The following is a 26094-nucleotide window of genomic DNA, read 5'->3' on the forward strand; positions in this document are numbered from 1 at the left end:
CGGCGTGCTCGCGCCGGAGCCTTTATGCTACACTGCGCGCCTGTTTTACTGCCGCTGGTGCCGCTCCGTGACTCAACACGCTGTTTATTTTCCTGAAGCCTTTCTCACGCAAATGCGCGAGGCGATGCCCGCCTCCCTCTCTTTCGACGATTTTCTCGCCGCCTGCCAGCGTCCGCTGCGTCGCAGCATTCGCGTCAACACCCTGAAAATCACGGTCGCCGACTTCCTTACCCTGACCGCGCCTTACGGCTGGTCGCTTACGCCGGTGCCGTGGTGCGAGGAAGGATTCTGGATCGCGCGGGATGATGAAGACTCACTGCCGCTGGGCAGTACCGCAGAGCATCTGAGCGGGCTGTTTTACATTCAGGAAGCCAGTTCGATGCTGCCGGTCGCCGCGCTGTTTGCCGACGGGAATATGCCGGAACGCGTTATGGACGTTGCCGCCGCGCCAGGTTCAAAGACGACGCAAATCGCTGCGCGGATGGGGAACCGGGGAGCGATTCTGGCGAACGAATACGCCGCCAGCCGGGTAAAAGTGCTTCACGCTAACATCAGCCGCTGCGGGATCGGTAACGTGGCGCTCACCCACTTTGATGGCCGCGTATTCGGCGCGGCGCTGCCGGAAATGTTCGACGCCATTCTGCTTGATGCGCCCTGCTCAGGCGAAGGCGTCGTGCGTAAAGATCCCGATGCGCTGAAAAACTGGTCCGTTGAGAGCAATCATGCGATCGCCGCAACACAACGTGAACTGATCGACAGCGCGTTCCATGCGCTGCGCCCTGGCGGCACGCTGGTCTATTCAACCTGTACGCTGAACCGTGAAGAAAATGAAGCCGTCGTACACTGGCTGAAAGGACAGTATGGCGATGCCGTCGAATTTCTGCCGCTCGCCGACCTCTTTCCACAAGCAAAACAAGCGCTCACGGCAGAGGGTTTCCTGCATGTTTTCCCGCAGATTTATGATTGCGAAGGCTTCTTCGTGGCGCGTCTGCGCAAAACGGCGTCGATCCCGCCATTGCCGGCCCCAACATACAAGGTAGGCAATTTTCCTTTTGCACCCGTAAAAGACCGCGACGCGACAAAGATTGTCCAGGCCGCGAACGCCCTCGGTCTGAAATGGGACAACGGTATGCGTCTGTGGCAACGTGATAAAGAGCTATGGCTTTTCCCGGCGGAGATCGAACCCGTGATCGGAAAAGTCCGTTTCTCACGTCTGGGCATTAAGCTCGCTGAGACCCATAACAAGGGTTTCCGCTGGCAGCACGAAGCGGTGATTGCGCTTGCCGATGTCACCCATCGTACGGCCTTTGAACTTACCCCAGAGGAAGCCGAAGCGTGGTATCGCGGGCGTGATGTCTACCCACAGCACACGCCTGATACGGATGACGTTCTGGTCACTTTTCAGCATCAGCCGATTGGTCTGGCGAAACGCATCGGTTCGCGTTTGAAAAACAGCTATCCGCGCGAGCTGGTTCGCGACGGCAAATTGTTTACCGGTAACGCGCAAAAGAACTAATTTTGCGCATTTTTTGACTGGCGCTTTTGCCTGCGTTGACTACGCTGAAAAATGGACGGCTAAACTGGTCGTACCACAAACAGTGAACCAACGGAGAGCACGATGATGAAAACCAGTGTGCGCATTGGCGCCTTTGAAATCGACGATGCCGAATTACACGGCGAGTCGCCGGGAGACCGAACGTTAACCATTCCGTGTAAATCCGATCCGGATTTATGTATGCAACTGGATGCCTGGGACGACGAAACCAGCATCCCTGCCATCCTCAACGGGGAACATTCGGTGCTGTTCCGCAACCATTACGATCAACAGTCTGATGCCTGGATCATGCGCCTTGCCTGATTCAAAAAGAACCCGTCGGCCTGGCGGGTTATTTACTTCCCCTTTCCCGCTTCCGTAAATTCCTCCTACACTATTGATACGGCTGTACAAATAGAGGATGGAATGTTCGCACTGGTTCTGTTTGTGTGTTATCTGGATGGCGGTTGTGACGATATCGTGGTGGATGTATACGATACTGAGCAACAATGCCTGTATTCGATGGACGATCAGCGGATTCGCCACGGCGGTTGCTTTCCGGTCGAAGATTTTATTGATGGATTCTGGATGCCCGCGCAGCAGTACAGCGACTTTTAGCCATGACAGCACTCGCCTGGCGGGAAGAAAGCTACGCAGCCGCCAGGGGCTGCGTATTAATGAACGATTGTTTACTCGTAGAAGATGGTAAATTCCACGGCTGCATTTGCCGTGCCGGCTTTTACTGGAAACACAGTGCCGCCGGTAGCTTCGCGAAGGCGGGAATAGCGCGCACGCAGCGGAATTGTATAACTTGTCGCGTTACTGCCCAGGTAGTTCTGATTCAAAAAAGCCTTACCTCGCCAATCGTAATTGCTGGATGCTAACGCGCTTTTATCATTTGGCAGTATCGGATCCTCGATCTCAATACAGAGCCCCTCTGAACCATTCGGCTCAGGGTCGGTTTTAACACAGGTTTGACCAAGGTAGGTAAACCCCACTTCGTTAATCGGATCGAGCCGATAGGCGATGACGCTGGGATACCAGGGGTCCTCAACAAAGGTATTGCTGCTGCCTTCACCGGCCCAACTGCTGCTGGGACTCAAATAACTAAAAGCACTCTCATAGCGTCCGGCCATCACCGGGCAATTGATCAATTGAATGTTGAAATCTTTCCACGGCGAATACCAGTTAGATCGGTTCATCGCATCAGTTATCTCATACTCCCCTAACTGCACATGCACATCCGGTGTCTGACAACTGCCAGCAACGACATTAAGGTTACCGCTAATACGAATACGTTGACCCTTTACCTGAAAGTCCGCCGCCATATTTTGGCCGGGAAAAGCGTAAGTAATAATCGGGGGAATAGTGACAGGCAGCGTCCATGTCCCTGCAGGAATATCCCCCGTTTTGACCAGCACAAACATGATATAACCGGCACCTGGCGCGACAACGTTGGCGAAGGGCATGTCTAACGAGTTCGGCGACGAGATTTTTTCGACAGGAAGAGAACGGTTGACGGTATTGTCGCGCCAGACCAGTGAAAAACCGACACCAGGTGTTCCCGTTTCATAAATGTCAAACCCCTGATACTGACCGACGGTCGCCGGTCCGCCATTTTCAAATTCCAGTCTACCGTTTACGTAAAAAGTTTCATTGCTACCCGTACTTGATGTGCAATCACTGTATCCTAAGCCCACAGCGCCCGTGTTTATTATCCGCTGCGAAAATAACTCAGAGCCAAAAGGGAGATCGCGAAGGGCACTTACCGTGACGCGATCGGAAAGAATAGGAACGTTGAGTTCGACGTAATCCTGAGGAATGATTTCACTGTCGACATTATTTATTCTTGTCCCTGAACAGGTCACCAGGGCGTTTGCCGGATGGCTATACAGCATGGCGCAGCACAGAAAACCAGTGGCGCCAACATAGCGCCAAAAGGCGGGTTTGATTTGCATGACGTTTTTCCTTAAATCACATGGCCGGTTCGCGGGGTCACTGCGACACACAGCGACCATTGATGGTCAGCATGCCGCGGCTGTCCGTTTTATCGCGAGACGGTAATTGGTAGTTGAGCAGGCACTGTTGATGCGCCGACTCTCCCCAGCGCACGTTCAGTTGACCACTCTGCTCTGCCAGGCGAGCAAAAATACGTCTTCCCTGACCCACAACGCCGACAGAATTTTGACTGCTGTCATAGACATCCGCGCCGAACGGTACTTTGCTGTTTTCGTCCAGGACAATCAGCACCGGTGTTCCCACTGTGGTGCCATACTGAAGCTTAACGACCGCGCCGCTGTATGGCGCCACTTTCTGGCTGGTCAGGTTTAACTCAATGTCGTCGGGTAAGCCTTTCGGATCGAGGCTAACTTCGTTCATTTGCCAGGCGTTCAGATAAGGCACGACGGCATAGCCAAAACGATCGATGCTGACTCCCGGATAGCTGCTGACAGCCGCCCCTTTCGCCCCCTTCGCTTCGACCAGCGCCACAGTATCGGCGGTGTATGGCGACAGGGTTAGACCGCCGCTGTGCAGGACAGCCGTACCGTTCACGCCCAGTGAATAGTTGTGGTAGTTTTTGCCTGCCCCTGCTGCGGTCTGTAGCGTGGTGTACGGGGTGCGCAACGAACTGTTAAAGGCCGCGCTGCGGGTTCCGCCTTTATTGGCGTTGGCGGCACTGACGCTGTAGCTGAAGGCATTGTTGTCCAGCGCCGTCCCGCTTACCCCAATCTGTTCGCGCATGCGCCCATCGTTGTCGCGGTTGAGGTTGACGGACATCTGGCTAAACGGACTACCGCTTGAGAAAGGAATACTCAGGCTAAGCATATAACGGGTCTCATAGTCACCCTCGCCATTGCGGTTACGGCTGGCGCTCAGGCTATAGTTAACCCGGCCGATGTGATTGTTATAGCCAAGCTGATACTGGCGATCCTGCCCATGCTGTTTCCAGTAATTCTGTTGGTAAATACTGGCATAAAAATTCCCCCAACCATCAGGAAGTCGCTGGTTAGCCGTGATCCCCAGACGGCTCTTGGGACGATATACCTCGTGCCGGCTATCATAATGATTCAGCGCCTCTCGCAGTTGCATCGCCGTCATAAAGTCCATGTAGCCTTCGGTAGAAAACCGGTAGGCCGCCACGCTGATATTGCTGCCGGTTTGAACAATAGAATGGCTGTATTTCAGCTGATAGCTTTCCCCGGACATCGTTTTGCCAAAGCGGTCATACTCTTTCGGTAATGTGCTCCTGGCATGGGTCACATCGAATGAAAAGGCGCCAACATGGGTTCCCATGGCCAACCCCACTTGCCCGGCTTTGTAGTCCTCGTTACCCTGAATACCGGTATACGCGGTGAATCGATTGGACAGCCCCCGACGCCAGGTGAACTCGGCGAGAAAAGGTTCATCCTCGACCCAGCCTTTACGCAACGTACCGAGGGTAGCGCTGTAGTGCGTGATGCCAGGGCGCAAGAGATTACTGGTGGAGGCAAACGGCACGAGCTGACGCTGTACTGAACCGTCGGCTTCTTCCACAATGACTTCAAGTTCACCACCGTAACCCGTGGAAAAGAGATCGTTAATTTCGAACGCGCCTGGCGCAACCGTCGTCTCGTACAACAAACGGTTCTGCTGCATCACTTTTACCCTGGCGTTGGTTCTGGCAATACCGGTAATTAACGGCGCATAGCCACGCTGGGAATTAGGCAGCATCTGCTCCGCGTTCGCGAGTTGAATACCGCGAAACGCCAGGGTATCAAACTGTTCGCCCGTGGTGTGGGCATCGCCCAGCGTTAATTTACTGCTTATCTCTGGAATATGACGCTGCACGTAGGTATCCAGGGCCTGGTAATGACGGCCAAAGTCTTCCTGCCAGCTCAGACTGCCGTTATGGCGAAAATGCCAGCCTAACAGGTTAAAACCGCTGTTAATCCCGGCATAAATCGCATCGCTTTCGTTATGCGAGGTTACGTTGCGGTAAAAGTTCGCATTGTAGTTCAGAATACCGGCGGTGATCCCCTGATCCCATAATGCCGGGTTAACGTAACCACGCGGGCGCTTAATTAAGTAGATATCGGCAATCGCGAGACTAAGCGTTTGTTCACCGGTATCCAGCTCGAACGATGCTTCGGGCAGGATCTGATTTATCGGCAAACAGTCATTATCCTCCGCGCGGTTGAGGAGCGTGAGCGATTCCCTTGAGAGTTTCTCGGTATTAAATTCAAGATTGATAAATGTTTTTTTCGACAGACATATGTCACCGTCGACATTCTGACCTGATCCATTTGATACCTGCAGGTCATACTGCCCCATGGCAACGTCGTTGATAATCACTTCAACGTTATATTTCCCGGGGATCGGGACACCTTTCTGAAAACGAGCGATATCAATACGGTTTTTGCTATCAGGACTAATAAAATTGGTATTGAATTCAACGAAAGAAGTATCAGCCGCACAGGCAACAGAAAAACAGGCGGTAGCAATGGCAATCGCAAGAGGACAAAGCGTCATTGTGCCGGTGATGGTTAAATTAAGGTTCCGTTCCATGATATCTTCCTGTAACTGCACTTTATAATTTTGTATTCGGCATTACTTTTTTTCAGTTTCAATAAGACGCATAGCGCCATAGTCGTTAATGATGAAGGGATAGTAATTACCCGCAGCACGGCTGAGCTGAAAGGTTTTTACCTCGCCAGGCGCCAGCATCCCGCCGTTGCCAATACTGACTTTCCCGTCACGATCCTCAGAAAAGTAAGCGACATTAATAAAATATGGGGTGGGATTATTGGCGGTTACCGTCGTGCCCTGACGCGTCCATTTCACCTGCTGCTGGGCATCACTGGCGGTCATCGCCAGCCCGGACGGTCGATAAAAAAGCTTCAGACGAGAACGAAAAGCCATTTGCAGCATGCTTTTATCCTCGGCGTTTTTCACCTTTGCCGGGATTTCCAGTACATTGAGATAGAAGATAGACTCTTTATCTTTTGGCAAGGTCTCGCCGGTATAACGTATCCGCAATGACTGCCCTTTTCCGGGATCGACGCGGTTAATAGGAGGCGTCAACGTAAAGGGAGCCCTGGCATTATCCGGACGGGAATGACGATCGCCGGAATCTATCCACGACTGGATTAATACCGGTGATTTGCCATTATTGGTCATCTTGATGGAAACTTCTTTATCCTTTTCTGGATACACGACGCGAGTGCCAGCAATAATAACCGCACTGTTTGCGGAAAAGACCACAAGCGTGGAAAACAAGGCAAAGATAAGGGGCAGTAATTTCATTTTCATCGCTCAAGTCCTTTTTTCAGGCGAGCATTACGCTCGCCTGCAGTCATAATGAAAATTTCTTTCCGTTATGATTATTCGTAATCGATACTGAAGTTAACCTGGCTTTTCACTGTTCCAGGCGTTGTCGCGCCCATTGCGTAATAACGCACGGTATAAGGCAGGCTGGCTGCGCCGCTGCTCATATCAATGCGTGAAGTAGTAGTTGTCTGGTTAGTGTGGCCCACCTGCAGCGGCAGGTCTGTCAGTTTGTCAACCAACTGCAGCTGAACATTGGTCGCGCCATCAGGCACACTTTCGTCAGTGTTCAGCAAGTTAAAGGTAGTCGTGTCAACCGTAGAACCGTTTTCGAAGAATGCCGCCGCCGTTGATGTGCTGGTGACGCCCGTGCAGTTAGCAAGCTGGATATTAAAACCGGTATCCGCCGTTGTCTGACCTTCAGTCTGCAGCAGAGAGGTGCTGACTTCCGGCAGAACGACTGTTGCAGGTGAAGCCTGGCCGTCAACGGTGATATCACAGGTAGTGCCGGTCAGTTTACCTTCAAAATAAATCGTACCATCAGCGGCCTGCGCCTGCGTGCCAAATCCTCCAGCAATTAAAGCGGCAGCCAGAAACGTTTTTTTGATGCTCATTGTACAAACTCCATGTATATTAAAATATTCACGCGGAATAAATTGCAGTAGCACGAGTATTAAACCACTTCTATTAATACCCTTTTCTTTGCGAAGGATGATATAAGCCCAGACCACATATCACAGCGGCTGTACGCAGATGTTCCCTAAGTTTTATTAGGCCTTCGACAAATAAATACTAAAGCAGCGAATTATCTCAGTAAAGGTCGATTAAGACTTTAGCTTAAAAATAGGACAAAATTCTTTATTTTGAATTTAAATAAAAATGCAGATTAAGAAATTAGTCTGATAATCAATGTCGAACACGTTGAACGATAAATCTTTGAAAATGATTTATCTGCACACATTTTAATTGCCAGAAAGAACGCAACACCGCACAAAAAATTAAGAAAAAAATCCTAATCCCCCTATTGATGACATGGTCAAGGCGCATTTCTACGTACGAGGAATTTGACCAGGCAAGTTTCCGTTTACTGTCAATAAAAAAGAAACCTATCCCACCCGACAATGTTAACGAAATGATATCAAAAAGTAATGTGTTAGATAATTTTTCACAAATGATGCTTTCAAAAGAAAGTAAGTCCGCCGTATTGGTGTTTTTGCATACAATTTTAACCCGTTTATGGCACATGCAGGCATGAAAAACGCGCATAAAATAAGAATTTTCTTAATGCAGACACAGTCAGTAGATTCAGTGATAGTTAATAAAAGATAATTAATCTACATAATAGTAATCAGTTTGTTAAAAGGCCAACATAAAATTCCCATTAAATTCATATAATTATACGTAAAAGAAATTGGCAGTGTAAATATTTTTCTTTTCGCGTAAAAGTCGAAAAGCTAGTCGCCGCATTGCATTAAACTGTAAATACCCAGAAATCGTTATCTTTTTATGCCAGGATTTTTCCCGCAAAAACAAACATTGATTCTCTATACGTGGTGATTAATCATGCGAATGGAGTAAAGGTAATAAAAGGATATGGCCCCGTTATGGAGAGTAAAATGGGTAAGAAATTGAGCCCTGTCGCTGAACGCTTATGTCATGAGTCAACAATTACTGTTATTACGACTGACCGCTACTTCTTTATGGCGATAAAGCATATCATCCATTCAATGCTGCCAGAGATCCTGAGCGAAAAAGGAGTGCTTTATAACGTCGTACATTGTGAGAGTGTATTTCACATGAACTTTCAGGATATGATTCAAAATGAAGACAGACTGCTTATCGCAGATTACGATGTGCGGCTGATCGGCAATTCCCAGGTGCTTAACTTAATTCAGGGAATGAAAATTTTCGGTTCGATGATGCTTGTTATCCATAAGGAATTGCCTATTGCCGAGGTTGACTGTTGCTTAGCTAAAGGCGCGCCAGTGGCAGAGATCAAAAAAAATTTGCGAGACTTTATTTTGCAAAAACGCGCGCCACAAAATATCAACATCACCAGCAATCAGCTATTGTCGCGTTTCACCCGACGCGAGCATCAGATCATTCGTATGATTCTGAAAGGTAAACGTGTTGACAGCATCGCGAAAGCCCTTAACGTAAGCCCTAAAACCATATATGCGCATCGTTCGCGCATCTATCAGAAAGTCGGTGTACGTAACCTGCAGGGACTTTTTCACAATGGAGGCTTGCTCACTTCGCAACACAAGTGAGTTCGGCCGTTGACGCCCCACTCCATGACAACTCTGCTTCCAGCGTCGCCGACTGGACGTGATAGAAGCACTGATTTTTCGTAAAAGAAATGTTAAACCGTTTTTTGCTGTGGTATAACAAAACTGACCGTAACGCCAGCTTACTGGTGATGACGGGCCTGCCTTTCACGCGATATCGCCTAAAGGCAGATAAAAAGAGACCGAATACGATTCCTGTATTCGGTCCAGGGAAATGGCTCTTGGGAGAGAGCCGTGCGCTAAAAGTTGGCATTAATGCAGGCTAAGTCGCCTTGCCTTATAAGAATAGATGACGACGCCAGGTTTTCCAGTCCATGGCGAAAGTGGTTGGAAAAAACAGGCATCCGTCATGTGCTAAAAAGCAAAAACCGCAAGCGCGTTTCGACGATACTTGCGGTTTTTTATTGGAAATCAGAAAGATATTTTTGGTAATTAGCAGAGTTTTTCGGCGCGTTCGATAAAGGGCGTAAGACTCATTTTTTCCCCTGGCTTTGCCGGATCGTCTATTTGAATAACGTGAATAGGCTGAGCGTTGGTTTTTCCGCTGGCCACCTGCTGCTGCGCCACGTCATTAAGCGGATACTGGACCAGCGTACTCGGATTGATCACATACAGCGCGTTTCCCGGTCGACATGTCAGCATCACTTCTTCCCGATTGAACGCCCACTTATCTTTACCCACTTCAAAACGGCTAACGGTAATGACCTGCGGTGCCGCCAGCGCCGCGCCGGAGCTGACCAACAGCAGCAAAGAAAGAATCATTTTTTTCATGAATTTTGCCTGTTCTTCAGAACGGTTCCAGAGTCGCGAACAGACTGACAATCGCCAGAACCGCCGCTCCCATACCCCATTCAATTTTTGTCATCCAGATAAAATACTGATTGATACGGCAATGTCCCAGCCGCATCCGTGGTACGAGAACATACCGATTCAGCAACGCAATTGCCACCATTAGCACCACAAGTGCACATTTTAACAAAAGCAACTGGCCCCAGCCGCTTCGCCAGGGGAGGGAGAATCCCTGAATAAATACGACATTCGCGATCCCGGTGATCAACACGCCCGCCACGGCGAGATGACCATATTGCGAGAAACGCATCATGGCGGCGATGGCCTGCTGACGCCAGCGGCCTTTTGCCAGGCGCATACAGTAGAGGACTGGTATCAGACCGCCAAACCAGGCCGAAGCACAGAGCAAATGCAGCGCGTGATTGCTCCGCTGTAGCGCGCCAGAAATGCCTGTATGCAGCGTGGCATGGCCGACGCCCGCCAGCAATGCAAACTGGGCAAACGCTAAAATCAGCAGCAGTCGCGGTAAATTTCGCGGAACGAGAAGCGCTGCCACCAGCGTCACAAGGGCGAGAATAATTTGCCATAGCCAGACGCCGCCGAACTGGGTTTGCAGAACCGCGCGCCAGATTGACACAGAGAATACATCCTGCCACCCGGAGCCCATCAATCCGCCCTGCACTGCCAGCATCAGCGCCGCAGTCAGAAAACTCGCGCCAGCAGCGTACTGTTGCAAACGTAAAAACCGGCAATTCATCAGACGACGAAGCGCCGCCGGCGCCAGCCACGCACCGTAAAGCGCGCTGCCAAATATCAGCATCAGCGCGGTAAAATGAATGAAACGAAGCGTGACCCAGGTGAGCGACAGCATACTTATTTCACGCTAAACGTGTACTGCCCTTTGGTTTTATGGCCATCAACGGACACAACGTGCCAGTTAACCGTATACGTCCCCGGCGGCAGTGCGTCATCAAGGGGCACAATCAGTTGCGTTTTATCCTGTTCGTTGCGCCTGGCGGGCCGTGTTTTGATAGCCTCCTGCTTTGGACCGGTAATTGTCACACCGCTGAAACCTTGCTCAATCCCTTCAGAAAAGTTAAGGGTGAGCGCCTGCGGCGCGGCGGTTACATTGGCATTAGCAGCCGGATACTGATGCGTCAGATGCGCATGCGACCAGACTACGGGCGTCGTCAGCATGGCGGTCAGAAACAGGAGCGTACGTGCAGGAGTGACCATATCAACTATTCCTTTTTGTTATGTCTTATCTTCAGAGGATAACCCTCTATAATGTTTGAGTCGAGACGCATCAATTGCGACTTGCCATCGCGGCGGTCTCTTAGTAACTTTTGCGCGCAATACCTAAGGAGAAGACCATGCAAAAAAATCTCGCTCAGCTTGAACAAGCTGAAATGGATAAAGTGAATGTCGATCTGGCGGCCGCTGGCGTGGCGTTTAAAGAACGCTATAACATGCCCGTCGTCGCCGAGGTTGTGGAGCGCGAACAGCCAGAGCATCTGCGCGACTGGTTCCGCGAGCGTCTTATCGCCCACCGCCTGACGTCTGTGACGTTGTCACGTTTACCGTATGAGCCAAAAGTAAAATAACGTTTTGCTTTAAAGTTACATATCCTTACATATTGCCTGCTACAGTATAAGTCTATTCTTAATCTATCATTTAAGAACGATTGTAGACACTATGAAAAGGAAGTCATTATGTCGAACTGGAAAATCGCTGCCGCGCAGTATGAACCCCTAAAAACACCTGTCCGCGAGCGCGTTGCACAGCATCTCGCCTTTATCGAAGCGGCGGCCCAACAACATTGCAATTTGCTGGTCTTTCCATCCCTTTCATTGTCCGGCTGCGCTGACGACCGAAAGGCGTTACCTGCGCCGCCGGATGCCAGTCTGCTCCAACCGCTGTCCTGGGCTGCAGCGCATCATCGTATGACAATCATTGCCGGCCTGCCCGTGGAGCATAATGAGCGCTTTGTCAAAGGCATGGCCGTTTTTGCGCCGTGGATGACCGCGCCGCGTACCTATCATCACAGTCTTGGCGCTTGCCTTGGCAACGATCTTAAAACGATACGCGTGGTGGATGATCAACCGGAAGGCATGGATCTGGACCCGGCGTTTTCACTGTTCACCACCAGCCAGAGCGTCGGCGAGCCAGAATTACTCTCCTCAACGTCACGGTTGCAAAACTTTTCTCATAAATTTTCGATTGCCGTACTGATGGCCAATGCGCGTGGCAACAGCGCATTATGGGATGAAAGTGGTCGACTTATCGTTCGCGCTGACCGCGGTCCGCTGTTATTAACGGGACAGCGCACCCCACGGGGTTGGCAAGGTGATATCATTCCATTACGCTAGTCGTTTTCGGTCAGGAGTGTTACATGCTACGCATCATCGATACAGAAACCTGTGGCTTACAGGGCGGGATTGTCGAGATCGCCTCTGTCGACGTAATCGATGGTCAGATCGTCAACCCGATGAGCCACCTGGTGCGTCCTGACCGCCCTATTTCCCCTCAGGCGATGGCGATCCACCGTATTACCGAAGCGATGGTGGCCGATAAACCCTGGATTGAAGAGATTATTCCGCACTATTACGGAAGCGAGTGGTACGTTGCGCATAACGCCAGCTTCGACCGGCGCGTGCTCCCGGATATGCCGGGTGAGTGGATTTGCACCATGAAGCTGTCGCGTCGGCTGTGGCCCGGCATCAAATACAGCAATATGGCGCTGTATAAATCCCGTAAGCTGAACGTGCAAACCCCGGCCGGCCTGCACCACCACCGCGCATTATATGATTGCTATATTACGGCGGCCTTGCTGATCGATATCATGAACAGTTCAGGCTGGACGCCAGAGCAGATGGTCGAGATTACCGGACGTCCGGCGCTGCTCACCACCTTCACCTTTGGCAAATACCGCGGTAAACCGGTGTCTGAGATCGCAGAGCGCGATCCGGGCTATCTGCGCTGGCTGTTTAATAATCTCGACAGCATGAGCCCGGAGCTGCGCTTAACATTAAAGCACTATCTGGAAAACGCTTAATGCTCGCCTTGCCCCGGTAACGTCCCCTGGGCCAGGCCAATCAGAAAAGCGAATTCCAGCGCCACGCCTTCATACGATTTAAAGCGACCTGACTTCCCGCCGTGTCCCGAATCCATGTCAGTGCAGAGCAGCAACAAGCGATCGTCGGTTTTCAACTCGCGCAGTTTTGCCACCCATTTCGCCGGCTCCCAGTATTGCACCTGCGAGTCATGTAACCCGGTCGTGACCAGCATGTGAGGGTAAGCCTGTGCGGTGACGTTATCGTAAGGGCTGTAGCTTTTCATATACGCGTAATACTGAGGATCTTTCGGGTTTCCCCACTCCTCAAATTCCCCGGTCGTCAGCGGGATCGACTCATCCAGCATCGTCGTGACCACATCAACAAAAGGCACCTGGGCAATCACACCATGAAAAAGCTCGGGACGTTCGTTAATGGCAACCCCCATCAACATACCACCGGCGCTGCCACCCATAGCGTAACAGTGCGAAGGCGAGCCAAAACCCAACGCGAGCAGCGCGTCGCACGCATCTAGATAATCATTGAACGTATTGCGCTTCTTAAGAAATTTACCGTCTTCGTACCACTGCTGTCCCAACTCACCGCCGCCTCGCACATGGACAATGGCATAGACGAAGCCGCGATCCAGCAGGCTTAAGCGGCTACTGCTGAAATCAGCATCCATACAGGAGCCATACGACCCGTAGCCGTAGACCAGCAGCGGATTTTGCCCCTTACGAAAATACTTTTGGTTATAGACCAACGATACCGGCACTTCGACGCCGTCGCGCGCGGTTATCCACACGTGCTCGCTTCGGTAGTTTGCGGCGTCGAAACCGGGCACTTCCGTTTGCTTAATCACCCGACGCTCACCGGTGTCCATGTCCAGTTCAAACAGCGTGTCGGGCGTGGTCATGGAAGAGTAGCCGTAACGCAGTCGTGAGGTTTCCGGCTCCGGATTATAAGCAAGCCAGGTGACATAAGCCGGATCATCAAAGGCGATGCCTATGACTTCTCGCGTTTTACGGTTAATTTGCCGCAGGCTGGTCAGTCCGCGCTGCCGCTCTTCCACAACCAGCCAGTCAGTAAACAGGGTAAAGCCTTCCAGCATGATAGCGTCCCGCGGCGGGATCAGCGTTTCCCATTTTTTTTCGTCACGGACACGAGTGCGATACAGACCGAAGTTTTTGCCGTCACGGTTCGAACGCAGGTAGAACTTGTGCTGGTAATGATCAAGGCTGTACTCGTGATCTTTACGACGCGGCAAAAAGACGAACGGTTCAGCGTCGGCCAACTCGGCATCCAGCAGCCGCACTTCGCTGGTCGTCGCGCTACCAAGATGGATCACAATGTAATGCTGCGAGGTTGTTTTATGCAGGCTGACGTAAAACGTATCGTCTTTTTCTTCGTAGATCAGTTCGTCGTGATTCGACGGCGTGCCAACGGTATGGCGCCAGACCTGATAAGGCAACAGCGTTGTGGCATGCTTGCGCACATAATAGAAGGTCAGAGAATCATTCGCCCAGACAAACTCGGGGGCGACATTATCGAGCATTTCCGGATACCAGTTGCCGCTGTCAAGATTACGGAAACGAATCCCGTACTGACGGCGGGACAGGTAATCTTCCGCTATCGCCATAATCGAGTTGTCAGGAGTAATAGCCAGCCCGCCAAGGGTGTAAAACTCGCTATGCGCCGCCCGTTTGTTGCCGTCAAGTAGCGTGACCCATTCATCCCATTCTTCACTGAGCGCCGACTGACGCTGATAAATGGCGTACTCGCAGCCCGGTTCGTAAATATGGCGATAGCGATAACCGTTCTTCACATAAGGCGCGGAGACTTCGCGCGGGGGAATGCGATCGATAATTTCTTTCAGTACGCGGTCCTGCAATGCCTGCTGGGTGGACATGACCTGATGCCCGTAGGCGTTTTCCTGGCGCAGGTAGTCAAGGACTTCCGGCTGCGAGCGGCTATCGTCCCGCAGCCAGTAATAATTATCGATGCGTGTATCGCCATGGACCGTCATGGCGTAGGGAATACGATTGGCTTTCGGCAGCATGTCACTGTTCTTTCGTGATTATACATCCTCTAAGGGTGGCAAAACTCACGAATGATGCAAGCGAAACATGCTGCATTCAGCGGTTAGCCGGGTAACGCCAGCTTTTGCTGTTTGAGATCCTGTTCAATACCTTCGCGGACATCCTGCGGGATTTTCAACGCATCGCCCAGCGCGTTAAGGTAGCTGCGCTCCATAAAGTGATCAATATCAATGGCCGCACAGCTCAGGAAGTAAACCTCAAGCGCTTCTTCTTCGTTGCGAACGCCCTCGGCCAGACGCTGCGGATCGAGCGGTTGCTCAATAGCCTTCTCGATGAACACGCGCCCCTGCTCTTCCACGCCCGCTTCACGCAACTGCTGCTCGATAGCGGCGCGCTCTTTCGCATCAATATGACCATCGCTTTTTGCAGCGAAAACCAGCGCCAGGATCAAACGCTCGGTGCGCACATCCAGCGGCGAACTCTGCGCGCCAAATTGCGGCTCGTCCTGATGGGCGGCACGCACTCTGTCTTTGTACTTGTTCCATAATACTGTGCCAGCAATCGCGCCACCGCCCGCGAGCAGCGCGCCAGTGCCATATTTGCTGAGTAATTTACGGGAAGATTTATTTGCGACCAGTAAACCTGCCAGGCCACCCAGCGCGCCGGGAACCAACAGTTTACTTAATCCTTGCTGACCGGAAGAGGAAGACGACGAAGACGCTCCGCTCTGTCCAAGCAAAGATTGTAATTGATTTAGCCAGTTAGCCATTTTTGCCCCTCAAGTACTGACAATGAATCTTCAAATCGTACCCGAGGGGATGTCAGGAAATGTATTTTCCTGCAAAAGATGCGCAAATTATGACGTTACTGCGGCTGATACTCCGCCTTGCCGGCTTTGCAATCGACGCTGACGTTATAGTGTATATCCGCGCTTTTGCCGCGTACGGTCAGCGGCACCTGCCATTTTCCATCCTGGCCGGTAATTTCTTTCGGGTTAACCCAGGCAACAGGATCGGCCTGACCAACATGCTTTTGATCGTCAGGCCAGCGCGCAATACGATTTTGTTGATAATCGCGCTTAACGCTCGCCGCAATGCCCGCGGCATCCAGCCCTTCACACTGAGGAAATTTGACCGTTTTGCTGTCTGTACTGGCTGCATACGCCGTTGCGCTGGCAACCAGCAGCAGGCTCAGCAGCGCGCCCGTTTTGTTCATGTTTTTCTCCGTAGCCCATTGCGTTGACTCAGAAAAAGCATGGTACAAAACGGCAGGAGCGCAAGTCAGACTCAGGCGGCCTGGGTGTCGTCTTCCGCGGACTCAACCACCTGCGGCGATGGCAATTTGCCGGTTCTGAGAATAGTGCTCAGGACATCTTTCTGTTCTGCCAGCCACAGGGAAAGCGCTTCACGCTGTTCGTCTTCCAGCGCTAACGGCGACTGTTCAAGCCAGGTGTCAAGCAGATCCGCCGTGTCCAGCATCTTGTCATACGCATCGGCTTCCTTTTTGCTGGTAAATGACATTTTTTCCTCACCTTCACGAATGACTACGTATTTAACTTCAACCGCCATTTTGCAGCCTCTCAATATTACTGTATTTATATACAGTATATTCCATTTACGGCCTGAAATCAACCTGGTAATAAAGACAGACGCAAACGTTTTCGTATATACTGCGGCCAATTTTATCGGGGGATATTTGTATGACGTTATTAGGTACAGCGCTGCGTCCGGCAGCCACTCGGGTGATGTTGTTAGGTTCCGGCGAGCTGGGTAAAGAAGTGGCGATAGAGTGTCAGCGCCTCGGCATTGAGGTTATCGCGGTCGATCGTTATGCCGACGCTCCAGCGATGCATGTCGCGCACCGTTCTCACGTCATCAATATGCTGGACGGGAACGCTCTGCGACGTGTGGTTGAACAGGAGAAACCGCATTTTATCGTACCGGAAATCGAAGCTATCGCCACTGACATGCTGGTACAACTGGAGCAGGAGGGTCTGAACGTTGTCCCCTGCGCCCGCGCGACACAACTGACGATGAACCGTGAAGGTATTCGCCGCCTGGCGGCGGAGGCGCTGGCGCTGCCCACGTCCCCTTTCCGTTTTGCCGACAGCGAAGCCAGCTTTCGTGAGGCCGTCAGCGAAATTGGCTATCCCTGCATTGTGAAACCGGTGATGAGCTCCTCCGGCAAAGGACAAAGTTTTATCCGTTCCGAAGAACAACTGGCCCAGGCCTGGGCGTATGCGCAGCAAGGCGGTCGCGCGGGGGCCGGGCGAGTGATAGTGGAAGGCGTGGTGAATTTCGACTTCGAAATTACCCTGTTGACCGTTAGCGCTGTCGACGGCGTGCATTTCTGCGCGCCGGTGGGCCATCGTCAGGAAGATGGCGACTACCGTGAATCCTGGCAGCCGCAGCAGATGAGCGCGCTGGCGCTCGAACGCGCCCAGGAGATTGCACGTAAAGTGGTGCTGGCGTTAGGCGGCCACGGGCTGTTTGGCGTTGAGCTGTTTGTCTGCGGCGATGAGGTCATTTTTAGCGAAGTTTCCCCTCGTCCACACGACACCGGAATGGTGACACTGATTTCGCAGGATCTGTCCGAGTTTGCCCTTCACGTACGCGCCTTTCTCGGTCTGCCGGTGGGCGCTATCCGCCAGTACGGGCCGTCAGCTTCAGCGGTGATTTTACCGTCATTGTCCAGCCAGAACGTCACGTTTGACCAGGTGCAGAATGCGGTTGGCGCAGGCTTGCAGATACGCTTATTCGGTAAGCCGGAAATCGATGGAACCCGTCGTCTGGGGGTCGTCCTGGCGACAGGAGAAAACGTTGACGCGGCAGTGATGAGCGCAAAAGACGCGGCCCGTCAGGTGATTGTCAAAGGTTGAATCGCCATCAGGCCTACAGCCGCGCGTAGGCCTGATAAACGACATAACCGCTAATTACTGCTTCGCGCCTTCTACTGCTTCGCGCGCCAGGCGGGTAATACGGTCGTAGTCACCCGCTTCCAGCGCATCGTTCGGCACCAGCCAGGAACCGCCGATACACAGCACGCTTTTCAGCGCCAGGTAATCACGGTAGTTGGCCGGAGAAATGCCGCCGGTCGGGCAGAAACGTACCTGTGAGAACGGACCCGCAATCGCCTGCAGCGCTTTGGTGCCGCCGTTGGCTTCCGCCGGGAAGAATTTAAACTCTTTCAGGCCGTAGTCCATTCCCAGCATCAGTTCAGAAACCGTGCTGATCCCCGGAATAAGCGGGATCGTACCTTCCGTTGCCGCTTTCAGTAACGGCTCGGTCAGACCCGGGCTGATGGCGAACTGCGCGCCGGCAGCAGTGACGTCCGCCAGTTGCTGCGGGTTGAGTACGGTCCCCGCGCCGACAATGGCTTCCGGCACCTCTTTGGCGATAGCGCGGATAGCATCCATCGCACAGGCGGTACGTAACGTGACTTCCAGTACGCGCACACCACCGGCAACTAACGCTTTTGCCATCGGCACAGCGTGTTCCAGTTTATTCACCACGATCACCGGGACAACCGGGCCGGTGGTCAGGATTGCTTCTGCACTTGTTTTCCAGTTTTTCATCAGAGTTTTTCTCTCGCCTGATTACAAAATGAGTCTTAAAAAGTGATACAGGTTGCGCCCTGCTCCGCGCCGGAAAGTTTTTCACGCAGCGCGCTAAACATCTCACGACCGGTACCGATACGCGAAGCGCTCAGATCCGGAATGTGAGGCTGGCGGGCGGCAAGTTCCGCGTCATCAACCAGCAGCGTTAATTCCCCTGTCTGTCCGTTCACCCGAATAAGGTCGCCATCGCGCACTTTCGCCAGCAGGCCGCCGTCGTAGGCTTCCGGGGTAACATGGATGGCTGAAGGCACTTTACCTGAAGCACCCGAAAGCCGTCCATCGGTAACTAACGCAATTTTGAAACAGCGGTCCAATAATACACCAAGTGGCGGCATGAGTTTATGTAATTCTGGCATTCCGTTCGCCTTTGGTCCCTGATGACGGACAACCACGACGCAATCTTTGTCCAGCAGACCTGCTTCAAAGGCCGGTAAAACGTCATGTTGGCTTTCGAAGACCACGGCGGGGGCTTCGATAATCTGATTCTCAACCGGCACCGCAGACGTTTTCATGACTGCGCGACCCAAATTCCCGCTCAGTACCTTCGTTCCACCGTGATGGGAAAACGGCTGATCAAAAGCGGCAATGACATTGTTGTCCAGTGATTTCTGTGCGCCATCACGCCAGTCAAGCTCGCCGTTATTCAGCCACGGTTCCAGGGTGTAGCGCTTCAGACCGAAGCCCGCCACGGTATTGACGTCTTCATGCAGCAGGCCCGCATTCAGCAGTTCGCGCATCAGCACCGGTACGCCACCCGCCGCCTGGAAGTGGTTAATGTCTGCCGGACCGTTCGGGTACAGGCGCGCCATCAGCGGCACGACGTCCGACAGATCCGAGAAGTCATCCCAGTTGATCTGAATGCCCGCCGCACGCGCCATTGCCACCAGGTGCATTGTGTGGTTGGTGGAACCTCCGGTTGCCAGCAGCGCGACAATCCCGTTGACCACCACTTTTTCATCGATCATTTTACCGATCGGCATCCAGTCGTTGCCGTTGCCGGTCAGACGCGTCACCTGACGCGCCGCCGCCACGGTCAGCGCTTCACGCAGCGGCGCATCCGGATGCACAAAAGAGGATCCCGGCAGCTGCATGCCCATAAATTCCACCACCATCTGGTTGGTGTTGGCCGTTCCGTAGAAGGTACAGGTGCCTGGCGCATGGTAAGAGGCCGCTTCCGACTCCAGCAGCGCCATCCGATCCACTTTCCCTTCAGCGTACAGCTGACGAATACGCACCTTTTCTTTATTCGCTAAACCACTGGCCATCGGGCCTGATGGGATAAAGATTGACGGCAGGTGACCAAACGACAGCGCAGCCATCACCAGGCCCGGCACAATTTTGTCGCACACGCCGAGGAACAGCGCACCGTCAAACATGTTGTGCGACAGTCCAACCGCCGCCGACATCGCGATCACTTCACGGCTCAGCAGGGAAAGCTCCATACCGTCCTGCCCCTGCGTTACGCCATCACACATTGCCGGAACGCCGCCCGCCACCTGTCCGACCGCATTCGCCGAGTGCAGCGCTTTACGAATAATATCCGGATAGTGTTCATAAGGCTGATGCGCCGAGAGCATGTCGTTGTATGAGGTGATGATCGCGATATTGTTACGCAACATGCTTTTCAGGGAGGCTTTATCTTCCGGCTGGCAGGCGGCAAAGCCATGCGCCAGGTTGCCGCACGCCAGCTGCGAGCGGTGAACGGTTGAAGATTTGGCCTGCTCAATACGAGCAAGGTAGGCAGAACGGGTCTCGCGAGAACGTTCAATAATGCGCTGTGTTACGCGTAACAAATTCGGATTCATAACGGCTCCTGAAATTTATTTGTCAGAGCGACCGGTTTAGCAACATTCATCAATGGGTCCCGGGACCCGGAAAACGCTGGCAAGCAGTAGCTCAGGGGCAAAATCGTTTCAGGCAGTGTAATAAAAAAAGCCCCGCGGGTGAATCCACGCGAGGCTTAAAAGTGCAAAAATTGTTCTACAATCTGTGTTAGATCATGTTACCGGTAAAATAACACCTTAGTAGCAGGGACGCTTTTACTCGAATTCATTCCAGGAACGCCCGTCGCGGGTGATCATCGCCACCGAGGCGACAGGTCCCCAGGTCCCGGCCTGATACGGTTTCGGCGCGTCATTGTCCATTGCCCATGCTTCGGTAATGGAGTCCACCCACTTCCATGCTTCTTCCACTTCGTCGCGACGCACGAACAGCGCCTGAATGCCGCGCATGGTTTCCAGCAGCAACCGCTCGTAAGCATCCGCCAGATGCGTCTGATTGAAGGTTTCGGAGTAGCTCAGATCGAGCTTGGTAATTTGCAGGTTGTGCTTGTGATCGAGGCCCGGCACCTTGTTCAATACCTGAATATCCACCCCTTCATCCGGCTGCAGACGGATGGTCAGTTTGTTCTGCGGCAGATCCTGCCATGACTCTTTGAACAGGTTGAGTTCAGGCGTCTTGAAGTACACCACCACCTCGGAGCATTTGGTCGGCAAACGCTTGCCGGTACGCAAGTAGAACGGCACGCCCGCCCAGCGCCAGTTGTCGATGTCCACGCGAATCGCCACAAACGTTTCAGTGTTACTGCTCTTGTTCGCGCCTTCTTCTTCCAGATAACCCGGTACTTTTTTACCCTGGGCAAAGCCGGTGGTGTACTGGCCGCGGACCGTTTTTTCACGCACGTTGGAACGATCAATGCGACGCAGCGACTTTAACACCTTCACTTTTTCGTCACGAATACTGTCTGCGGTGAGATCGGACGGCGGAGACATCGCAATCATGCACAGGATTTGCAACAGATGGTTCTGGATCATATCGCGCATCTGGCCTGCCTGGTCAAAGTAGCCCCAGCGGCCTTCGATCCCCACTTCCTCGGCAACGGTAATTTCCACATGATCAATCGTGCGGTTATCCCAGTTGTTGACGAACAGCGAGTTGGCAAAACGCAACGCCAGCAGGTTTAAAACCGTCTCTTTCCCCAGATAGTGGTCAATACGGTAAACCTGGCACTCTTCAAAATACTCGCCAACCTGATCGTTGATCTCGCGCGATGTCGCCAGCGATGTTCCCAGCGGTTTTTCCATCACCACGCGCGCCGGTTTAGCGTTCAGTTTGGCTTCGCCCAGACCTTTGCAAATCGCGCCAAAGGTACTTGGCGGCATAGCGAAGTAGTTAATGGTGGTACGGTTTTTCTGGTCCAGCATGTCGCCCAGACGGGTAAACGCCGCGGTGTCATTGACGTCCAGATTGCAAAAATCCAGACGACCGCTCAGGGTATCCCATAAACTTTCGTCGATATTCTCTTTCATGAAGGTTTCAAGGGCTTCACGAACAACCCGGGTATAGGCCTCTTTATCCCAGTCCGCGCGCCCTACCCCGATAATGCGGGTCTCCGGGTTGATCTGACCGGCTTTTTCCAACTGATACAGGGAAGGCAGCAATTTACGACGCGCAAGGTCGCCTTTCGCGCCGAAAATGACCAGGTCACAGGCCTGGGCTGTTTGCGTTACCGCCATGTCATTCTCCTTAGTTAGCTATCCTGGTGCGTTGCCAGGCATTACTTGTAATTTTATTACAGTGCACTGTACTGCTTTTACGTGAATCCTGAAACCGTAAACGGTTAACCACCCGTGCGGTTGGCGATCGTCGCGCCGTTTTGTTGTTGAGTGGCGCGATCGTGTAAAAAGGGGTGTCGTTTTTGTAAGCATGACATCAGGACAAAATAAGATGCTGATCATGTTATGAAAAAAAACAACAACTATACTGACCATTTTCCCCCCTTCATGGGCCAGCAGGGGTACTATCTACCAAAATCGCCGCTCGATTTCCTGTATTACTGAAATCGTCATATCCTTGAGTTTACATCATGAATATGCTGGAAAAAATCCAGTCTCAACTGGAACATTTAAGCAAATCTGAACGCAAAGTCGCCGATGTTATTCTTGCCTCGCCAGAACGGGCGATTCACTGCAGTATCGCGACCCTTGCTCAGGAAGCCAACGTCAGCGAACCTACCGTCAACCGCTTCTGCCGCAGTATGGAGACCCGGGGGTTTCCGGATTTTAAACTGCATCTGGCGCAAAGTCTGGCAAATGGTACCCCGTATGTAAATCGCAATGTCGATGAAGATGACAGCGTAGAGTCATATACGGGAAAAATTTTTGAATCCGCGATGGCAAGCCTCGATCACGTTCGCCAGTCACTGGACAAGTCGGCGGTTAACCGCGCGGTAGATCTCCTCACCCAGGCGAAAAAAATCGCATTTTTCGGCCTCGGTTCCTCTGCCGCCGTCGCCCATGACGCGATGAATAAGTTTTTCCGCTTCAACGTCCCGGTGATCTATTCGGACGATATCGTGCTGCAACGGATGAGCTGTATGAATTGTAGCGACGATGATGTGGTCGTGCTGATCTCTCACACCGGGCGAACCAAAAGTCTGGTTGAGCTGGCGCAACTGGCGCGCGAAAACGATGCGATGGTCATTGCTCTCACCTCCGCCGGTACGCCGCTGGCCCGAGAAGCCACGCTGGCGATTACCCTGGATGTACCGGAAGATACTGACATTTATATGCCCATGGTCTCTCGACTTGCGCAATTGACCGTGATAGATGTGCTGGCAACAGGATTTACTTTGCGTCGTGGGGCAAAATTCAGAGATAACTTGAAGCGTGTCAAGGAAGCGCTTAAGGAATCGCGTTTTGATAAAGAATTACTCATCAAGAGTGATAACCGCTAACAGCAATAATAAGTACGACCTTTTTTCGTCATCCGGTTTTGTTCGCTATGCTATGTAAAGGTTTTCAGAACCGCCGGATCAATATTCACGCAACACCAAGTTGTTTTAGTTAACGGAGTATTACATGTCCAGAAGGCTTCGCAGAACCAAGATCGTCACCACCTTAGGCCCGGCTACTGACCGCGATAACAATCTTGAGAAGATTATCGCCGCGGGCGCCAACGTGGTGCGCATGAATTTCTCTCACGGCTCGCCAGAAGATCATAAAATGCGCGCGGATAAAGTTCGTGAGATTGCCGCCAAACTGGGACGCCACGTGGCGATTCTGGGAGACCTCCAGGGGCCAAAAATTCGTGTTTCAACCTTCAAAGAAGGCAAGGTTTTCCTCAACATCGGCGATAAATTCCTGTTAGACGCCAACCTCGGCAAAGGCGAAGGCGACAAAGAGAAAGTCGGCATCGATTATAAAGGACTGCCGGCGGACGTCGTGCCTGGCGACATTCTGCTGCTCGACGACGGACGCGTTCAGTTGAAAGTACTGGAAGTTCAGGGCATGAAAGTGTTCACCGAGGTAACCGTCGGTGGACCGCTTTCCAATAATAAAGGCATAAACAAGCTGGGCGGCGGTCTGTCTGCGGAAGCGCTGACCGAAAAAGACAAAGCGGATATCGTTACTGCCGCGCTGATCGGCGTTGATTATCTCGCCGTCTCCTTCCCGCGCTGCGGCGAAGATCTGAACTACGCGCGTCGCCTGGCGCGTGACGCGGGCTGTGATGCGAAAATCGTTGCCAAAGTGGAACGTGCTGAAGCGGTGTGCGATCAGAACGCGATGGATGACATCATTCTGGCCTCCGATGTGGTGATGGTTGCCCGTGGCGACCTCGGCGTTGAGATTGGCGACCCGGAGCTGGTCGGTATTCAGAAAGCACTGATTCGTCGCGCGCGTCAGCTGAACCGCGCGGTGATTACCGCCACCCAGATGATGGAGTCGATGATCACCAACCCTATGCCTACCCGCGCGGAAGTTATGGACGTGGCTAACGCCGTGCTGGATGGGACCGATGCGGTCATGCTGTCAGCAGAAACAGCCGCAGGCCAGTACCCGGCGGAAACCGTCGCCGCAATGGCGCGCGTATGCCTCGGCGCGGAAAAAATCCCGAGCATCAACGTCTCTAAACACCGTCTGGACGTTCAGTTCGACAACGTGGAAGAGGCCATTGCAATGTCCGCCATGTACGCCGCGAACCATCTGAAGGGCGTGACTGCGATCATCACCATGACCGAGTCTGGTCGTACCGCGCTGATGACCTCTCGCATCAGTTCCGGTCTGCCGATCTTCGCCATGTCCCGCCATGAGCGCACGCTGAACCTGACGTCTCTGTATCGTGGCGTTACGCCGGTACATTTTGACAGCGCGGCTGACGGTGTGGTAGCTGCAAGCGAAGCGGTAAACCTGCTGCGCGACAAAGGCTATCTGGTCTCCGGCGATCTGGTGATCGTGACCCAGGGTGATGTGATGAGCACCATCGGATCTACCAATACCACACGCATTCTGACCGTAGAGTAACGTGATGTTTGCCCGGTTTCTCCGGCCCATGCCCGTACAGGCATGGGCAGATGAAGCCGCCGTCCTCTGCTGTGAGTAAAAAAACCTCTCTGACGAGAGGTTTTTTTTTATTTGATGGGATACAGCTCTTTGCGCTTGTATGGCTGGATTTCACCCGGCTTGCGTGTTTTCAGCAGCTTCAGGATCCAGGTATATTGCTCAGGGTGCGGGCCGACAAAGATTTCCACTTCCTCGTTCATCCGACGGGCAATAGTGTTGTCGTCAGCGGTCAACAGATCGTCCATCGGCGGGCGAACCTGAATAGTCAGGCGATGGGTTTTACCGTCATAGACCGGGAACAGGGGGATGACGCGCGCGCGGCACACTTTCATCAGGCGACCAATCGCTGGCAGCGTCGCTTTGTACGTTGCAAAGAAATCGACAAACTCGCTGTGTTCCGGACCGTGATCCTGATCGGGAAGGTAGTAGCCCCAGTAACCCTGGCGCACCGACTGTATAAACGGCTTGATGCCGTCGTTACGCGCATGGAGACGACCGCCGAAACGACGACGCACCGTGTTCCAGACATAATCAAACACCGGATTTCCCTGGTTATGGAACATCGCCGCCATTTTCTGCCCCTGCGAAGCCATCAGCATCGCCGGAATATCCACACCCCAGCCGTGCGGCACCAGAAATATCACCTTTTCGTCATTACGACGCATCTCGTCGATGATCTCCAGCCCTTCCCAGTCAACGCGTGACTGTATTTTTTCAGGGCCGCGTATCGCCAGCTCCGCCATCATTGCCATCGCCTGCGGCGCGGTGGCGAACATCTCATCAACAATGGCCTCGCGTTGCGCTTCGCTTCGTTCGGGAAAGCACAACGATAAATTGATCAGCGCACGACGACGCGAGCTTTTGCCCATGCGTCCGGCAAAACGCCCCAGCTTTGCGAGCAGCGGGTCGCGAAAAGAGGCTGGCGTTAAGGCGATGCCCGCCATTGCCGCGACGCCCAACCAGGCGCCCCAGTAACGGGGATGGCGAAAGGATTTTTCAAATTCAGGGATGTACTCAATATTATTTTTTTTTGTTTCCATGCTCGTCCAGTGCCTGATGACGCAAACAATAAATCTGATGATAGTGTAGCGGCGCACCCTGCCGCGCACAAAATAAAAAAGCCGGCACAC

At 52.6% G+C, this 26094-nt stretch carries 25 protein-coding genes; 10 read left to right on the forward strand and 15 right to left on the reverse strand.

Annotated elements, in window-relative coordinates; genetic code table 11:
* The first annotated feature begins 67 nt into the window (after window positions 1–67).
* The 3 genes from rsmF to CSE01S_RS10535 all read left to right on the forward strand — a co-directional run bounded on the left by rsmF (window position 68) and on the right by CSE01S_RS10535 (window position 2152).
* Window positions 68–1516: a 16S rRNA (cytosine(1407)-C(5))-methyltransferase RsmF gene (rsmF, locus tag CSE01S_RS10525; RefSeq protein WP_072014989.1), complete on the forward strand. Its 1449-nt coding sequence runs from the start codon at window positions 68–70 to the stop codon at window positions 1514–1516.
* 105 nt (window positions 1517–1621) lie between these two features.
* Window positions 1622–1858, forward strand: a complete 237-nt coding sequence (locus CSE01S_RS10530; RefSeq protein WP_167333858.1) for a YebV family protein — start codon at window positions 1622–1624, stop codon at window positions 1856–1858.
* 102 nt (window positions 1859–1960) lie between these two features.
* Window positions 1961–2152, forward strand: coding sequence for a YdfD/YebW family protein (locus tag CSE01S_RS10535; protein ID WP_042287832.1), 192 nt, complete (start codon window positions 1961–1963; stop codon window positions 2150–2152).
* 71 nt (window positions 2153–2223) lie between these two features.
* On the opposite strand, the gene CSE01S_RS10540 is transcribed toward CSE01S_RS10535, so the two are convergent.
* The 4 genes from CSE01S_RS10540 to CSE01S_RS10555 all read right to left on the reverse strand — a co-directional run bounded on the left by CSE01S_RS10540 (window position 2224) and on the right by CSE01S_RS10555 (window position 7452).
* On the reverse strand, window positions 2224–3492 hold the full coding sequence (locus CSE01S_RS10540; RefSeq protein ID WP_042287834.1) for a fimbrial protein: 1269 nt from the start codon (window positions 3490–3492) through the stop codon (window positions 2224–2226).
* A gap of 37 nt (window positions 3493–3529) precedes the next feature.
* Window positions 3530–6079 (reverse strand): fimbria/pilus outer membrane usher protein, encoded by a 2550-nt coding sequence (locus CSE01S_RS10545; RefSeq protein WP_052406286.1) that lies wholly within the window; start codon window positions 6077–6079, stop codon window positions 3530–3532.
* A gap of 42 nt (window positions 6080–6121) precedes the next feature.
* Window positions 6122–6823 carry a fimbrial biogenesis chaperone gene (locus CSE01S_RS10550; protein ID WP_229264050.1) on the reverse strand — a complete coding sequence of 234 codons (702 nt, stop codon included), beginning with the start codon at window positions 6821–6823 and terminating at the stop codon, window positions 6122–6124.
* A gap of 71 nt (window positions 6824–6894) precedes the next feature.
* Complete coding sequence (locus tag CSE01S_RS10555) at window positions 6895–7452, reverse strand: fimbrial protein (RefSeq protein WP_082636783.1); 558 nt, start codon at window positions 7450–7452, stop codon at window positions 6895–6897.
* A 1002-nt stretch (window positions 7453–8454) separates the two neighbouring features.
* Between CSE01S_RS10555 and CSE01S_RS10560 the strand changes: the two genes are divergently transcribed.
* Entirely contained in the window at window positions 8455–9108 is a 654-nt protein-coding gene (locus CSE01S_RS10560) for a helix-turn-helix transcriptional regulator (RefSeq protein WP_042287837.1), read from the forward strand.
* 450 nt (window positions 9109–9558) lie between these two features.
* Here the strand turns inward: CSE01S_RS10560 and CSE01S_RS10570 are convergent, their stop codons facing one another.
* The 3 genes from CSE01S_RS10570 to yobA are packed head-to-tail and all read right to left on the reverse strand — an operon-like array spanning window position 9559 to window position 11151.
* The gene (locus tag CSE01S_RS10570) at window positions 9559–9897 is read right to left on the reverse strand and encodes a YebY family protein (RefSeq protein ID WP_042287842.1); all 339 of its coding nucleotides are present in this window, start codon (window positions 9895–9897) and stop codon (window positions 9559–9561) included.
* Window positions 9898–9913: 16 nt separating this feature from the next.
* Window positions 9914–10786 carry a copper homeostasis membrane protein CopD gene (gene copD / locus CSE01S_RS10575; protein WP_042287844.1) on the reverse strand — a complete coding sequence of 291 codons (873 nt, stop codon included), beginning with the start codon at window positions 10784–10786 and terminating at the stop codon, window positions 9914–9916.
* A 2-nt stretch (window positions 10787–10788) separates the two neighbouring features.
* Entirely contained in the window at window positions 10789–11151 is a 363-nt protein-coding gene (gene yobA, locus CSE01S_RS10580; RefSeq protein WP_042287846.1) for a CopC domain-containing protein YobA, read from the reverse strand.
* Window positions 11152–11288: 137 nt separating this feature from the next.
* On the opposite strand from yobA, the gene CSE01S_RS10585 reads away from it, so the two are divergent.
* The 3 genes from CSE01S_RS10585 (at window position 11289) to exoX (ending at window position 12970) form a co-directional block, all read left to right on the forward strand.
* Complete coding sequence (locus CSE01S_RS10585; RefSeq protein ID WP_042287849.1) at window positions 11289–11519, forward strand: DNA polymerase III subunit theta; 231 nt, start codon at window positions 11289–11291, stop codon at window positions 11517–11519.
* Between the two features lie 108 nt (window positions 11520–11627).
* Window positions 11628–12284, forward strand: coding sequence for a carbon-nitrogen hydrolase family protein (locus CSE01S_RS10590; RefSeq protein WP_042287851.1), 657 nt, complete (start codon window positions 11628–11630; stop codon window positions 12282–12284).
* A 23-nt stretch (window positions 12285–12307) separates the two neighbouring features.
* Window positions 12308–12970, forward strand: coding sequence for an exodeoxyribonuclease X (gene exoX, locus CSE01S_RS10595; protein WP_042287853.1), 663 nt, complete (start codon window positions 12308–12310; stop codon window positions 12968–12970).
* On the opposite strand, the gene ptrB is transcribed toward exoX, so the two are convergent.
* The 4 genes from ptrB to yebG form a co-directional block, all read right to left on the reverse strand.
* Window positions 12967–15027, reverse strand: coding sequence for an oligopeptidase B (gene ptrB / locus CSE01S_RS10600; RefSeq protein ID WP_042287855.1), 2061 nt, complete (start codon window positions 15025–15027; stop codon window positions 12967–12969). The genes exoX and ptrB overlap by 4 nt on opposite strands.
* Window positions 15028–15110: 83 nt before the next feature.
* Window positions 15111–15776, reverse strand: coding sequence for a tellurite resistance TerB family protein (locus CSE01S_RS10605; protein WP_042287858.1), 666 nt, complete (start codon window positions 15774–15776; stop codon window positions 15111–15113).
* Between the two features lie 95 nt (window positions 15777–15871).
* The gene (gene yebF, locus CSE01S_RS10610) at window positions 15872–16222 is read right to left on the reverse strand and encodes a protein YebF (protein ID WP_042287860.1); all 351 of its coding nucleotides are present in this window, start codon (window positions 16220–16222) and stop codon (window positions 15872–15874) included.
* Window positions 16223–16293: 71 nt separating this feature from the next.
* Window positions 16294–16575: a DNA damage-inducible protein YebG gene (gene yebG, locus CSE01S_RS10615; RefSeq protein ID WP_042287862.1), complete on the reverse strand. Its 282-nt coding sequence runs from the start codon at window positions 16573–16575 to the stop codon at window positions 16294–16296.
* Between the two features lie 131 nt (window positions 16576–16706).
* On the opposite strand from yebG, the gene purT reads away from it, so the two are divergent.
* A complete protein-coding gene (gene purT / locus CSE01S_RS10620; RefSeq protein ID WP_042287865.1) occupies window positions 16707–17885 on the forward strand; it encodes a formate-dependent phosphoribosylglycinamide formyltransferase in 1179 nt (392 codons plus the stop codon).
* A 54-nt stretch (window positions 17886–17939) separates the two neighbouring features.
* Here the strand turns inward: purT and kdgA are convergent, their stop codons facing one another.
* The 3 genes from kdgA to zwf all read right to left on the reverse strand — a co-directional run bounded on the left by kdgA (window position 17940) and on the right by zwf (window position 22138).
* Entirely contained in the window at window positions 17940–18581 is a 642-nt protein-coding gene (gene kdgA, locus CSE01S_RS10625) for a bifunctional 4-hydroxy-2-oxoglutarate aldolase/2-dehydro-3-deoxy-phosphogluconate aldolase (RefSeq protein WP_042287867.1), read from the reverse strand.
* Between the two features lie 35 nt (window positions 18582–18616).
* On the reverse strand, window positions 18617–20428 hold the full coding sequence (gene edd, locus CSE01S_RS10630) for a phosphogluconate dehydratase (RefSeq protein WP_042287869.1): 1812 nt from the start codon (window positions 20426–20428) through the stop codon (window positions 18617–18619).
* Between the two features lie 234 nt (window positions 20429–20662).
* Window positions 20663–22138, reverse strand: a complete 1476-nt coding sequence (gene zwf / locus CSE01S_RS10635; protein WP_042287871.1) for a glucose-6-phosphate dehydrogenase — start codon at window positions 22136–22138, stop codon at window positions 20663–20665.
* 350 nt (window positions 22139–22488) lie between these two features.
* On the opposite strand from zwf, the gene CSE01S_RS10640 reads away from it, so the two are divergent.
* Both CSE01S_RS10640 and pyk read left to right on the forward strand, forming a co-directional pair.
* Window positions 22489–23358, forward strand: a complete 870-nt coding sequence (locus CSE01S_RS10640) for a MurR/RpiR family transcriptional regulator (protein ID WP_042287873.1) — start codon at window positions 22489–22491, stop codon at window positions 23356–23358.
* Between the two features lie 124 nt (window positions 23359–23482).
* Window positions 23483–24925, forward strand: a complete 1443-nt coding sequence (pyk, locus tag CSE01S_RS10645; protein ID WP_042287875.1) for a pyruvate kinase — start codon at window positions 23483–23485, stop codon at window positions 24923–24925.
* Window positions 24926–25032: 107 nt separating this feature from the next.
* Here the strand turns inward: pyk and lpxM are convergent, their stop codons facing one another.
* Window positions 25033–26004, reverse strand: a complete 972-nt coding sequence (gene lpxM, locus CSE01S_RS10650) for a lauroyl-Kdo(2)-lipid IV(A) myristoyltransferase (RefSeq protein ID WP_042287878.1) — start codon at window positions 26002–26004, stop codon at window positions 25033–25035.
* Window positions 26005–26094 lie beyond the last annotated feature (90 nt).

This window comes from Citrobacter sedlakii NBRC 105722, assembly GCF_000759835.1.
In the GTDB taxonomy this organism is placed as follows: domain Bacteria; phylum Pseudomonadota; class Gammaproteobacteria; order Enterobacterales; family Enterobacteriaceae; genus Citrobacter_A; species Citrobacter_A sedlakii.

Bases quoted from the DNA above. Each gene is read 5' to 3' on its own strand.
- CSE01S_RS10640 (WP_042287873.1), top strand. From the start codon at position 22,489: ATGAATATGCTGGAAAAAATCCAGTCTCAACTGGAACATTTAAGCAAA.
- exoX (WP_042287853.1), top strand. From the start codon at position 12,308: ATGCTACGCATCATCGATACAGAAACCTGTGGCTTACAGGGCGGGATT.
- purT (WP_042287865.1), top strand. From the start codon at position 16,707: ATGACGTTATTAGGTACAGCGCTGCGTCCGGCAGCCACTCGGGTGATG.
- CSE01S_RS10590 (WP_042287851.1), top strand. From the start codon at position 11,628: ATGTCGAACTGGAAAATCGCTGCCGCGCAGTATGAACCCCTAAAAACA.
- CSE01S_RS10570 (WP_042287842.1), bottom strand. From the start codon at position 9,897: ATGAAAAAAATGATTCTTTCTTTGCTGCTGTTGGTCAGCTCCGGCGCG.
- copD (WP_042287844.1), bottom strand. From the start codon at position 10,786: ATGCTGTCGCTCACCTGGGTCACGCTTCGTTTCATTCATTTTACCGCG.
- lpxM (WP_042287878.1), bottom strand. From the start codon at position 26,004: ATGGAAACAAAAAAAAATAATATTGAGTACATCCCTGAATTTGAAAAA.
- zwf (WP_042287871.1), bottom strand. From the start codon at position 22,138: ATGGCGGTAACGCAAACAGCCCAGGCCTGTGACCTGGTCATTTTCGGC.
- CSE01S_RS10555 (WP_082636783.1), bottom strand. From the start codon at position 7,452: ATGAGCATCAAAAAAACGTTTCTGGCTGCCGCTTTAATTGCTGGAGGA.
- CSE01S_RS10605 (WP_042287858.1), bottom strand. From the start codon at position 15,776: ATGGCTAACTGGCTAAATCAATTACAATCTTTGCTTGGACAGAGCGGA.
- CSE01S_RS10545 (WP_052406286.1), bottom strand. From the start codon at position 6,079: ATGGAACGGAACCTTAATTTAACCATCACCGGCACAATGACGCTTTGT.
- CSE01S_RS10535 (WP_042287832.1), top strand. From the start codon at position 1,961: ATGTTCGCACTGGTTCTGTTTGTGTGTTATCTGGATGGCGGTTGTGAC.
- kdgA (WP_042287867.1), bottom strand. From the start codon at position 18,581: ATGAAAAACTGGAAAACAAGTGCAGAAGCAATCCTGACCACCGGCCCG.
- CSE01S_RS10550 (WP_229264050.1), bottom strand. From the start codon at position 6,823: ATGAAAATGAAATTACTGCCCCTTATCTTTGCCTTGTTTTCCACGCTT.
- ptrB (WP_042287855.1), bottom strand. From the start codon at position 15,027: ATGCTGCCGAAAGCCAATCGTATTCCCTACGCCATGACGGTCCATGGC.
- CSE01S_RS10560 (WP_042287837.1), top strand. From the start codon at position 8,455: ATGGGTAAGAAATTGAGCCCTGTCGCTGAACGCTTATGTCATGAGTCA.
- edd (WP_042287869.1), bottom strand. From the start codon at position 20,428: ATGAATCCGAATTTGTTACGCGTAACACAGCGCATTATTGAACGTTCT.
- yobA (WP_042287846.1), bottom strand. From the start codon at position 11,151: ATGGTCACTCCTGCACGTACGCTCCTGTTTCTGACCGCCATGCTGACG.
- yebG (WP_042287862.1), bottom strand. From the start codon at position 16,575: ATGGCGGTTGAAGTTAAATACGTAGTCATTCGTGAAGGTGAGGAAAAA.
- yebF (WP_042287860.1), bottom strand. From the start codon at position 16,222: ATGAACAAAACGGGCGCGCTGCTGAGCCTGCTGCTGGTTGCCAGCGCA.
- CSE01S_RS10530 (WP_167333858.1), top strand. From the start codon at position 1,622: ATGAAAACCAGTGTGCGCATTGGCGCCTTTGAAATCGACGATGCCGAA.
- CSE01S_RS10585 (WP_042287849.1), top strand. From the start codon at position 11,289: ATGCAAAAAAATCTCGCTCAGCTTGAACAAGCTGAAATGGATAAAGTG.
- CSE01S_RS10540 (WP_042287834.1), bottom strand. From the start codon at position 3,492: ATGCAAATCAAACCCGCCTTTTGGCGCTATGTTGGCGCCACTGGTTTT.
- pyk (WP_042287875.1), top strand. From the start codon at position 23,483: ATGTCCAGAAGGCTTCGCAGAACCAAGATCGTCACCACCTTAGGCCCG.